Origin of the sequence: Alcaligenes faecalis, assembly GCF_041521385.1 — a bacterium.
Lineage (GTDB): Bacteria > Pseudomonadota > Gammaproteobacteria > Burkholderiales > Burkholderiaceae_B > Alcaligenes > Alcaligenes faecalis_E.
Genome location: NZ_CP168006.1, coordinates 1,027,985 through 1,040,202 on the forward strand (window position 1 = coordinate 1,027,985; position 12,218 = coordinate 1,040,202).

The following is a 12,218-nucleotide window of genomic DNA, read 5'->3' on the forward strand; positions in this document are numbered from 1 at the left end:
TCGGAATCATAGGCGGCATTATAAGGGGCTAATCAGACTTCTGACGGGTGTAGTACCACAGCTTACTATATCGAAACAGGCTGCCCGAAGCGGCCATGCACGCCAGAATGAAACCTTGCGGGCCGTCCAAAAAACCGCGCCGAACAATATAGTGGCGCACAAAGGTCCAACTGGCATGACCCGCAATACCGGGCAGGCTGGTGGTCTTGCCCTTGGCCTGCATTTGACGCGCTGCATCCGACGAGTAACGGTTGATCTTGTCGATAAAGACCTCCAGGCTGGCGTAGGGGTAATGCAGAAAATGCCCATCCAGAATCAGGACGGGATGGTCGGTCTGTACACGTTCATGGACTTTGGCGTCATTAAAGCGGGCGGTACCGCGTTTGAACAGACGCAGAACCCGGTCTGGCCACCAGCCACTATGACGCATCCAGCGGCCAGCAAATTCGGACAGGCGGGCAATCCGATAAGCCGTACCACGCGGCTGGGCCATTTCCTGCTGAATCCGCTGCGCCAGCTCGGGCGTGACGCGCTCATCTGCATCAATGGACAGCACCCATTCACCCGTGGCCTGATCCAGCGCCCGATTTTTTTGCGGCCCAAAGCCGGGCCAGTCCGGCGTGATCGTCACGTTCGCCCCCATGGAACGAGCGATTTCCACTGTCTCATCCGTACTACCGGAGTCCACCACAATGATCTCGTCTGCAAAGGCCACCGACTCCAGGCAGGCACGAATATGCGCCTGTTCATTTTTCGTAATCAGGATAACGGACAGCCGCTTGCCGGAACGCAACACGGCGCTTTGCTCTACTTCTGTCGTTGACGACGACGCCATGCTTTCCACCTGTTGAAAATCGGACCAATCACGGGATGTACCGCGACATTCAGCCTGCGCCCAACCGACACGCCTGTCGTGTCCCGCACGGCGAAACGATAAATATGCAAAGGATCGCTGCCAGGCTGGTTGGAGCCAAAGGCACGCGTCGTGTACAGATAGCGGAAACCTGCCTGCTGGGCGACCTGTACGTAATCCGGATCAAAATAGCCTTGTGGCCAACAGAGCTGATCGGAGACCCTGCCCATATTGGCCTTCAAGGTCTTGCGCGACTGCTCCAGCTCCCAACGCATCTTGTCGTTCTTTTGATCACGTTGTTCACTTAAGTCCCAGCGAGTATGCGTATGAGTATGGCTGTGGAACTCAAACACACCATCGGCCTGCATGGCGTGGATTTCACTCCAGCGCAAGATAACCTCATCGCTACGGTCTTGCTCGATGCGCGCTTCACATTCACGATGATCCGGACACTCCGGCACGTCCTGACCCTGGCCCAGATAAGGGCGCACAGGCCCCTCATTGATCCAGCTTGTCACCAGAAAAATCACGGCATTGAAGCCATACTTTTTCAGCAAGGGATAGGCGTAGACCCAGTTATCCAAATAACCATCGTCAAAGGTGATCAGCACCGATTTGGGTGGTACGCCCTGCCCTTGCAGATGGCCAACAAACTGCTCGGTTGTCAGGCTGGTCCAGCCGTTTTTCTTCAACCATTGCAAATGTTGCTCGAAATGCTCGGGACTGGCATTGATCATGCCCCCTTCCGGAGTGACATGGTGATACATCATGACGGGCACAGTACTTGCCACTTTCATCCCTGAAGCTCCTTTAACCAAGCATAATAAGCGCCTTCCAGCCGGTCGCCCATCGCAACGGGGGTAAAACGCTCGTCGCTACGACAAAACAGGCGGCCCGCCGCTCCCATTTCCTGACGCAGCTCTGTGCTTTCGATCATTTTTTCCAATGCGGCACGCCACTGCTCCGGGTCGTGCAAATCCACCAAAAAACCGCTGCGGCCTTCTTGCATCATCTCCGGGACCCCGCCAACGCGGCTGCCCAGTACAGGAATACCGGCACTTCCGGCCTCTACAAATACGGTGCCCGAGGCTTCCATATGGGTCGCCAGAGCAAATACATCCAGATTGGGCAAAATCGAAGGCACATCAGAACGAGCGCCCAGCAAATGAATCCGTTCCTGCAGTCCCAGCTCCGCGATCAAGGCCTGCAATTGCTCATAGCCCGGCGAGCCGCCCCCCACCAGCACCAGATGCAACTGAGAATAGCGATCAAACAAAGGCTGCATGGCAGCGATCAATTCATGATGACCTTTTTCGCGCCGCAGTACGGCAACGCAGCCTACCAGCACGCTATCCGACGCCAAGCCTAGTTCAGCGCGCAAATCCAGGACGGGAGCCGAATCGATCACACCAGGATCAACACAGGGATAGACCACCTGGACATGCTCAGGCTTCACACCGCGCTCGATCAAGTGATCACGCACATAATCGCTGGGCGTGATTACCCGCTTGGGCACGATGGTGTAAGACATCAAGGAACCCACTTTCTTGGCCAGATGGCGCGTGCGCACAATCAAAGGCGTTCCCGCCAAACGCCCGGCCACACCCGCCAGCATGGTATCGCGACGACTATGGCTGTTTAGCACATCAAACTGGCCTTGACGCAGCACCCGGCGCAATTGGCGCACACCGCGCATGTAATTGGCCGGGCCATCCATCAACAAGGTATGAACAACGAAGCCCTCGTCGCGCAGGCGCTCGGTCAACTGGGCATGGGGTTGGCAGGCGGCCTCCACCTGATGCCCGCGTTCCCGCAAGATTCGCATGGCGCGCAGGATGTAATTTTCCTGACCGCCAAAACTGGTGGCGGCTTCCGAGTGCAAAATGCGCAAGGACCTCATCGGTAGCTGATCTCCACCTCGTGCGTGGCATCCCAGCTTTCCAACTGTTCCAGCAAGGAATCGGCCAGACGAACACGCCATTGCGGGCCCAGTTGCACCACGCATTCGTAATCGGGACGCTGCAGTTGTACCTCGACCGGCACTCCGCCCTGCTCCTGAGCACGATGTGGCGCCAGCAAAGTTTGCAGACGCTGCGCGTCAGCATTATTGTTCAGGGCGATGCTCAGACAACTGGCACGGGCTTCACGGGCCAACTGCAAGTCGAAAATAGCATCGGCATTGATACGCAAGCCGCCGGTGTAATCGTCGTTACTGACCTTGCCCTGAATAATGATCAGTTGGTCTTCTTTCAAACGCTGGCGATGCTCCTCAAAAAGCTCATTGAAGATCGCCACCTCCAACTGCGCCGAGCCGTCATCCAGCATGGCATACAGCATCTTGCCGCGACGGGTCATGCGTACCCGCACCGCTGACAGCACGCCAGCAAACCACTGGGGGCTGCGCGAGGCTTCCAGACGTGCCAAGGGAGTCGGTGCGAAACGGCGAACTTCATCACGCCAGGCATCAAACAAGTGGCCGCTGAAGTAAAAACCCAGTGCCGTCTTTTCCTGACGCAAGCGATCCTGCAGGCTCCAAGGGGCAACTTTGGCCACTTCGCCTTCCACAATATCGTTGGAGTCATCATCAAACAGCGAGGATTGATTCGCGCTACGCTCAGCCTGCTCGGCGGCTTCGGTAGCCGCCCCGATACTGGCCAGCAAGGCAGCGCGGTTTTCATCAATCGTGTCAAAAGCACCGGCACGCACCAAGGCTTCAATCGTGCGCTTGTTGACTTGATGACGGTCCACACGACGGCAGAAGTCGAACAGGCTGGTGAAAGGACCACCTTGCTTGCGCGCATCCACAATGGCTTCAACAGCAGCCTGGCCGGTGCCTTTCACGGCGCCCAGGCCGTAACGCATGGTGCGCGGCGGCAAACCTTTTTCTGTATGGCTGTCCTTGACCGGCTCAAAGCGATAGTTGGACGCATTGATATCTGGCGGCAAGACTTCCACGCCATTGGCCAGCGCGTCTTTCCAGAAGATCTGAACCTTGTCGGTATCGTCCATATCGGACAGCAAGGTCGCGGCCAGGAACTCGGCCGGATGGTGGGCTTTCAACCAGGCCGTGTGATAGGCGATCAGGGCATAAGCGGCAGAGTGACTCTTGTTAAAGCCATAGCCCGCAAACTTTTCCATCAGGTCAAACAGTTTCACCGCCAGTTCAGGATCGTGGCCTTTCTTGACTGCCCCTTCCTCAAACAGAACCCGGTGCTTGGCCATTTCCTCGGGTTTTTTCTTACCCATGGCACGACGCAGCAAATCGGCACCACCGAGTGAGTAGCCACCGATAATCTGCGAGATCAGCATCACCTGTTCCTGGTAGACGATCACCCCGTAGGTACTGCTCAGCGTGCTTTCCAAATCCGGGTGAAAGTAATCGACCTCGGCTCGACCGTGTTTACGGTTCACGAAGTCCACCACCATGCCCGACTCCAGTGGCCCCGGACGATACAGGGCCAGCATGGCGATAATGTCTTCAAAGGTAGAGGGCCGCAGGCTGCGCAACAGCTCCTTCATCCCACGCGATTCCAGTTGGAACACAGCGGTAGTATTGCCTTCGCACAGCAGCTTGTAGGAGGCGTCGTCATCCAATGGCAAGGCCATGATGTCGAACTCGCGCTTGTCCGCATTGAACTGGCGCACATAGCGCACGGCCCAGTCCAGAATGGTCAGATTACGCAGGCCCAGAAAGTCAAACTTGACCAGACCGGCGGCCTCTACGTCGTCCTTGTCATACTGGGACACGGCATTGGCATCGGGACCGGATTGCGCATACAGCGGGCAGAAATCAATTAACTGCCCAGGCGCAATCAGCACGCCCCCGGCATGCATGCCCACGCTACGGGTCAGACCTTCCAGGGGGCGGGCCAGATCGATCAGGGCTTTGACTTCCTCGTCGTTCTCGTAACGCTCGCGGAAAGCGGGCTCATCAGCCAGCGCACGTTCCAGCGTCCAGGGATCGGCGGGGTTAAAGGGTATCAGTTTGGACAAGCCATCGCACAGGCTGTAGGGCAACTCCAGCACGCGGCCTACGTCGCGCACCACCGCTTTTGCGCCCAGAGTACCGAATGTGGCGATCTGGCTGACGGCCTGACGGCCATACTTCTGTTTCACGTAATCAATAACGCGTTCGCGGTTGTCCTGACAAAAGTCCACGTCAAAGTCAGGCATGGAAACCCGCTCGGGGTTCAGGAAACGCTCGAACAGCAAGTCATAGCGCAAGGGGTCCAGGTCGGTAATCCCCATGCTGTAGGCCACCAAAGAGCCCGCGCCCGAACCCCGGCCCGGTCCGACTGGCACACCATTGTGCTTGCCCCAGTTAATAAAGTCCGCCACGATCAGAAAGTAACCGGGGAACCCCATGGAAATAATGGTGTTGCACTCCCACATCAAGCGTTCTTCGTAGGTCGGGCGTTGCTTCTCGCGCTCCTGGGGGTCGGCATACAACTGCTTCAAGCGGATTTCCAGACCGTCTTTGGCCTGCTGAATCAGGAAGTCGCCCAGCGACATACCCTCGGGCGTGGGAAAATCGGGCAGATAGGGTTTGCCCAGTTCCAGCTCCAGGTTGCAACGCTTGGCAATTTCCAAGGTGTTTTCCAGCGCAACAGGAACGTCCGCAAAACGCTGCTGCATTTCATCCGAGCTCAGAAAATACTGCTCTGGCGTGAACCGCTTCACACGTTTAGGGTTGGCCAGTTGCTCGCCTTCGGCAATACACACCCGCACCTCGTGCGCGCGGAAATCGTCCCGTGCAATAAATTGAATCGGATGCGTCGCCACCACCGGCAGATTCAGCTCTGCGGCCAAACGCATGGCAGCCTGGACATACAGCTCGTCGCCGTCCGCACCGCTGCGCTGCAACTCAATATAGAAAGCACCGGGGAACAAGTCCTCCCAATGACGAGCACAATCACGGGCCAGGTCCAGATTGCCATCGGCCAAGGCATGACCAATATCCCCCATCCGTCCACCGGACAAGGCAATCAAACCACGGCACTCTTTCAACCAGGCGCGCTGCACTTCTGCCCGCCCCTTGTACTGATTGCCCAGCCAGGCACGGGTCAAGATGTCGCACAGGCTCAGGTAACCGGCCTCGTTTTGCACCAGCAACAACAAGCGTGACGGCTTTTCGCGGTCTTCCTCGTTCTGCAGCCAAATATCACAACCCATGATGGCTTTCAGCCCGGCCTTACGTGCCGAGGTATAGAACTTGATCTGCCCAAACAAGTTGCACAAATCCGTCAAGGCCAGTGCAGGCTGCCCATAGGCCTGCGCTTTTTTGATCATTTCGGGAATACGGGCGATGCCGTCCACCACGGAGAACTCCGAGTGGGATCGCAAATGGACAAAGGAAGGGTTGGTTTCGCTCATGATGGAATTGTACTGAAGCCTATGGACATTGTTGAGGCTGAAATGGCGCTACGGGTGAATACCTTGAAACGTAGTGCAAGGCATGCAAATCCAAAGCGCATGATCTGCAACGACGCATCCAAATGCCTAATATCGCCATGCAGATCCCAAACAGATGAAACCTTAACGTTGCAACGCAGCCCAGGCTTTTTCCAGGCGCTTGACCGAAACCGGCATGGGGGTGCGTAACTCTTGCGCAAACAAGGACACGCGCAGTTCTTCCAGCATCCAGCGAAAGTCCCGCAAACCGCTATCCGTTGCGCCTTTGAGCGCGGCTAGGGCACGCTGGTACTTGGTCAGCAAGACGGACATATCCTGCATCAATCGTTTATCGCGGGCCGGATCGGCACGCAGCTTGTCCACCCGTGTTTGTACGGCTTTCAAATAACGCGGCATATGAGCCAACTGCACGTATTCATTGCTTTCCAAAAACATGGTAGGCATCAAGGCATTCAATTGCTGCTGTATGTCTTTCAAGGCCTCGGGATGCGCTTTGACTTGCACCAGTTTTTTCTGAGCGGCACTCCACTCATTCAGAATCTGCCCGGCCAGGCGCGCCACCTCCTGAGCCACCAGCCCCAACCGGCTACGGCCTTCCTGCACACGGGCCTCGAACTGGGCCTGATTCTTGGGCCAGGGTTCCATCATGCAGGACTGTTCCAGAGCCACATCAATAATCTGGTCACGCAATTGTTCCTGCGTCCCCAGATTGATGTACAGCATGCTGATGCGGGTCAGATCCGTAATGTTCTTTTCCAGAAAGCGCACCTGCTCGCGCAAAGCCAGGCGGAACAGGCGGCGCAAACCCAATCGGTGTTGACGCTGAGCCTGGGCCGGGTCGTCAAATACATCCAGATCGCAATGGGTTTTCTTGTCGATCAAGGCCGGGTAGCCCATAAAGCTGCGGCCCTTGCGCTTGATTTCCATCAGCTCGGGCAGTTCACCAAAACTCCAGCTAGTCAGTTGCTCGTGATCCAGCACTTGCGCCACCTGTTCATCACTGGCGGCCATTTGCTGGAAGGAGGCCTGGGCCTGACGGCCATGCTCGGCCTTGAGCTGATCCAGATTGCGCCCACCCGACAACATGCGGCCATGCTCGTCAATCACCCGAAAGTTCATGAACAAGTGTGTCGCCAGCGTCTCGGGCTTGAAATCGCTGCGCTGCGGTCTTTGCTTGACCTGCACCCACATATCCTGGGAAATCGCGTCCAGCAGGCTCATGCCCGGATCAGCCGCTTTTTCAAACCAGCGTTGGTGGAAGGCGGCAGCGTAATCCGGCAGCGGCACGCAGTGGCGACGAATACGCTGCGGCAAGGATTTCAGCAAAGCCAGCACTTTTTCTTTCAACATGCCGGGCACCAGCCATTCGCAACGCGCGGCGTCAATCTGGTTCAAGGCGAACAAGGGGACGCTCAAGGTCACCCCATCGCGCACCGAGCCCGGCTCGAAGTGATAGTCCAGCGCCATCTTCACGCCCTGCCACTCAACCGAGCGCGGGAACACCTCGGTGGTGATACCGGCGGCGTCGTGCTGCATCAGCTCGTCGCGGTTCAGCTCCAGGCCCTTGGCCTCTTCTTTGGACAAGCCCTTGAACCACTTTTCCAAGGTGGCGGTCTGATACACATCCTTGGGAATGCGCTGATCGTAAAAGGCGTAGATCAGTTCCTCATCCACCAGAATGTCAGGACGACGAGACTGGTGCTCCAAACGCTCTACCGCCTGAATTTGCTGACGGTTATGACGCAGGAAAGGCAGCTTGGAATCAATCTCGCCCGGCACCAGAGCCTGGCGCAAGAACAATTCGCGGGCCTGCACCGGATCAATGCGGCCAAAGTGAATGCGACGACCACTGTAAATCAGCAAGCCGTACAAGGTAGCGCGTTCGTTGGCTACCACTTGGCCAGCTTTCTTCTCCCAACGCGGATCGCCCCAGGTTTTACGCAGCAAATGGGCGCCAACTTTTTCAATCCATTGCGGCTCGATACGCGCCACACAGCGGGCAAAGAGTCGCGTGGTTTCCATCAACTCGCCAGCCAGAATCCAGCGGCCTGCTTTCTTGACCAGCTTGGAACCGGGGTGAATCACAAAGCGCAATTCACGCGTGCCTTGATACACGCCGGTTTCTTCGCTCTTGTAGCCAATATTGCCGATCAAACCCGTCAACAAGGCCAGATGAACTTGCTCATACGTGGCTGCCGAGGGGTTGGCGACCCAACGCTGCTCCTGCACCAGGCTACGCAATTGGGTATGAACATCACGCCATTCCCGAATACGCAAAGGGGACAACAAAGCCTGTTTGACGCTATTGGCAAACTTGCGCTGCGAGCTTTGCTCCTGCGACAGCTCTTCCAGCCAGTTCCACAACTTCACGTAGGACAAAAACTCGGACTTGTCATCATTGAAACGGGCATGGGCCTGATTGGCTGCTTCACGCTCATGAACAGGTCGATCACGCGGGTCTTGCACAGACATGGCCGAGGCCACAATCAGCATTTCCGTCAAACAATGGTGTTCGTGACCAGCCAGAATCATGCGAGCTACACGCGGGTCCACCGGCAGCTTGGCCAGGGAACGGCCTACCTTGGTCAGGCGTTGTTGTTCATCCAGCGCACCGAGCTCTTGCAGAATTTGATAGCCATCGGCAATGGCGCGGCCAGTCGGTGGCTCCACAAAGGGGAAGGTTTCCACATCGTCCAGATGCAGGGCCTTCATGCGCAGAATCACCGAGGCCAGCGAAGAACGCAGAATCTCGGGATCGGTAAAGGGAGGACGGCTCTTGAAATCCTGCTCGTCATACAGACGGATACAGACACCGGGACCGATACGGCCGCAACGCCCTGCCCGCTGGCTGGCCGAGGCCTGGCTGATCGCCTCGATACGCAACTGTTCGACCTTGTTGCGCCAGGAATAACGCTTGATGCGCGCCAAGCCGCTATCGACCACAAAGCGAATGCCAGGTACGGTCAGCGACGTTTCTGCCACGTTGGTGGCCAACACTACACGGCGCGCATTGCCTTTGGGTCGGAAAATACGTTCCTGATCCGCTTGCGACAGGCGCGCAAACAAAGGCAGGATCACGGTATTGATGGGTTTTTCTTTTTCCAGCGCCTCGGTGGCTTCGCGGATTTCGCGCTCGCCGGGCAGGAACACCAGAATATCGCCAGTACCGTGTCGGGCGCATTCCTGCACCGCATCCACAATGCCTTGCATCAAATCCCGCTCTTCCTCGGAGGCAGAACGGCGCGCTTCGGCATCGACCAAGGACGGGTCCAGAATCGGGCGATACACAATATCGACGGGGTACAGACGGCCCGACACTTCGATCACCGGTGCCTTCTTGCCCTTGTGGGCAAAGTGCTGCGCGAAACGCTCGGCATCAATCGTGGCCGAGGTAATGATCAGCTTCAGGTCCGGACGCCGTGGCAGCAGTTGCTTTAAAAAGCCCAGTAGGAAGTCAATGTTCAGACTGCGTTCATGGGCCTCGTCAATAATGATGGTGTCGTAGCGGCTTAACAGGGGATCGCGCTGGGATTCGGCCAGCAAGATCCCGTCTGTCATCAACTTGATGGCCGAGCGCGGCCCGGTCTTGTCATTAAAGCGGATTTGGTACCCTACCCAGTCACCAATCTCCGACTGCAGCTCCTGGGCAATACGCTTGGCGACCGACGTGGCCGCCAACCGACGCGGCTGGGTATGGCCAATAATCTTGCCCTGCAGGCCACGGCCCAGCTCCAGACAGATTTTGGGTAACTGGGTGGTTTTACCCGAGCCGGTTTCACCACACACAATGACCACCTGATGGTCTTTGATCGCCTGCGCAATTTCGGCTCGTCGGGCGCTGACTGGCAGGTCATCAGGATAAGAAATTGTTGGTAAAGAGTGTGGGTTTTCAGTCAATTCGTCGGACTCGTGCATGAAAGGTAGTTTCTGGTACAGACATCATTATAATTTTGGCTTGAAACCATTTGGACGCAAAGATCCCCCGCAATGAACACAGACATCCCCGACTCGTACAACGCCATCGAAACACCTGATGAATCCCAGGCACAATTTGTGCGATGGTTCAGGGAAGTGGCGCCTTATGTACACGACTTTCGAGGCAAGACGTTCGTGGTGGCCTTTGGGGGCGAGCTCATCAATGATGGATTGCTCTATACCCTGATCCCGGACTTGTCACTGCTATCGGCGCTGGGCATCAAGCTGGTGCTGGTGCATGGCTCACGCCCTCAAGTCAATGAACAGCTACGCCTGAAAGGGGAAACCACACAATTTGGCCGTGGTACCGAGCCGACCAGCGCCGTCGCTCTGGAATGCGCCAAAGAAGCTGCCGGTGAAGTTCGCCTGGATATTGAAGCCGCATTCAGCCAGGGTTTGCCCAACACCCCCATGTCGCATGCCCAAATTCGCATTATTTCGGGCAACTTTGTGACGGCGCGTCCTGTGGGTGTGATTGATGGCCTGGACTTCAAGCACTCTGGCGCGGTGCGCAAGCTGGATGTGGACGCCATGCGCGTCATCCTGAATCAAGGTGCGCTTATTCTACTCTCTCCCTTGGGTTTTTCTCCAACCGGAGAGGCGTTTACCCTGGACATGGAGGATCTGGCGACCAGCACGGCCATCGCCCTGCGCGCTGAAAAACTGATTTTCCTGACACCGGAGCATATTGGACACTCCAATAATCTGGACATTGATTCGGAACTGGCCCGTGCCGATGCCGATGGCCTGCTGGCCTCGGGCAAGCTGGACGAGGACTGCTCCACCTTTTTGCGCTATGCCTCGCAAGCCGTCAAACGCGGCATTGCCCGTGCACACCTGGTGCCCTACAAGCAAGACGGCAGCATTTTGCTGGAGATCTTCACCCACGACGGGGTAGGCACCATGGTGGTGGAAGATACCTTGGACGACTTGCGCCCAGCCAATCTGGATGATGTGGGTGCGATTGTGCAGTTGATCGAGCCACTGGAAATTGACGGCACCCTGGTGCCCCGTGGTCGCTCTGTGATTGAGCGTGAAGTGGAGCAGTTCACGGTCCTGGAGCACGACGGCATTATTTACGGCTGCGTCGCCCTGATCCCCTACGAAGAAGAAAGCATGGCCGAGATGGCTTGTTTAATCGTACACCCAGAATGGCAAGGCTCAGGCGAAGGCGAGATCCTTTTGCGTCACACCGAAGCCAAGGCCCGTGCAGCCGGCTTCAAGCGCCTGTTCGTCCTGACCACCCGCACATCGCACTGGTTTATCAAACGCGGTTTTGTGCAAGGTGGCGTATCGGATCTGCCCAAGGGCAAGCAGTCGCATTACAACCGTTCGCGCAACAGTATGGTCTTTATCAAGAAGCTCTAAGCCTTTGCGCTGAACTTCCAAGGTCCTGCCCACTGCAAAAAAACAGGCAAGGCGATGCCCACGCATCGCCTTGGTGTCATCAAGCCCGGGCATGATGGGCGGCCAATCATTCGCTTGGCACATCAAGCCGCCACCGGGCTGGTTTGACGACCTTTATGCCCTCAGTACAATACGCCCATTCAAGTATTTGATTAGAAAGGAACGCATATGGCACGCATGATTCACTGTGTGAAGCTGAAACAGGAAGCCGAGGGCCTGGAGTTTCCCCCCTATCCCGGCGAGCTGGGTACCAAGATCTGGCACTCGATTTCCAAACAGGCCTGGGCCAACTGGATGGACGTGCAAACCCGTCTGGTGAACGAGAACCGCCTGAACCTGGCTGATGCCCGTGCCCGCACGTACTTGAAAGAACAGATGGAGCAATATCTGTTTGAAGACAAGGACGTGGAAGCCGATGGTTTTACTGCTCCTTCCGCCTAAGACCAAACCCACACGCTGACCACCACTTACAGACCCCGGAGCATGACCTCGTGCTCCGGGGTTTCTTTATTTCTGCTCCCGTTTCCTTGCCTTTCCCTCCACCAGACTTACCGTGTCTTCTCTTTTGCTG

7 protein-coding genes are annotated in these 12,218 nt (G+C 56.7%); 2 read left to right on the forward strand and 5 right to left on the reverse strand.

Going from position 1 to position 12,218, the window contains the following annotated elements:
* Nucleotides 1–28: 28 nt before the first annotated feature.
* The 5 genes from ACDI13_RS04700 to hrpA form a co-directional block, all read right to left on the reverse strand.
* On the reverse strand, nucleotides 29–835 hold the full coding sequence (locus ACDI13_RS04700) for a glycosyltransferase family 2 protein (RefSeq protein ID WP_316989050.1): 807 nt from the start codon (nucleotides 833–835) through the stop codon (nucleotides 29–31).
* Nucleotides 808–1,650: a polysaccharide deacetylase family protein gene (locus ACDI13_RS04705; RefSeq protein WP_316989049.1), complete on the reverse strand. Its 843-nt coding sequence runs from the start codon at nucleotides 1,648–1,650 to the stop codon at nucleotides 808–810. Before ACDI13_RS04705 ends, ACDI13_RS04700 begins: the two co-directional genes overlap by 28 nt.
* Nucleotides 1,647–2,753 (reverse strand): glycosyltransferase family 4 protein, encoded by a 1,107-nt coding sequence (locus tag ACDI13_RS04710; RefSeq protein ID WP_316989048.1) that lies wholly within the window; start codon nucleotides 2,751–2,753, stop codon nucleotides 1,647–1,649. The genes ACDI13_RS04705 and ACDI13_RS04710 overlap by 4 nt, the downstream gene beginning before the upstream one ends.
* The gene (gene dnaE / locus ACDI13_RS04715; protein WP_316989047.1) at nucleotides 2,750–6,226 is read right to left on the reverse strand and encodes a DNA polymerase III subunit alpha; all 3,477 of its coding nucleotides are present in this window, start codon (nucleotides 6,224–6,226) and stop codon (nucleotides 2,750–2,752) included. Before dnaE ends, ACDI13_RS04710 begins: the two co-directional genes overlap by 4 nt.
* Nucleotides 6,227–6,388: 162 nt before the next feature.
* Nucleotides 6,389–10,180, reverse strand: a complete 3,792-nt coding sequence (gene hrpA, locus ACDI13_RS04720; RefSeq protein ID WP_316989046.1) for an ATP-dependent RNA helicase HrpA — start codon at nucleotides 10,178–10,180, stop codon at nucleotides 6,389–6,391.
* 72 nt (nucleotides 10,181–10,252) lie between these two features.
* Here hrpA and argA point away from each other — a divergent pair, with 72 nt between their 5' ends.
* Together argA and ACDI13_RS04730 are read left to right on the forward strand one after the other, a co-directional pair.
* Nucleotides 10,253–11,608, forward strand: coding sequence for an amino-acid N-acetyltransferase (gene argA / locus ACDI13_RS04725; RefSeq protein WP_316989045.1), 1,356 nt, complete (start codon nucleotides 10,253–10,255; stop codon nucleotides 11,606–11,608).
* A gap of 207 nt (nucleotides 11,609–11,815) precedes the next feature.
* Nucleotides 11,816–12,088 carry an oxidative damage protection protein gene (locus ACDI13_RS04730; protein ID WP_009461661.1) on the forward strand — a complete coding sequence of 91 codons (273 nt, stop codon included), beginning with the start codon at nucleotides 11,816–11,818 and terminating at the stop codon, nucleotides 12,086–12,088.
* Nucleotides 12,089–12,218 lie beyond the last annotated feature (130 nt).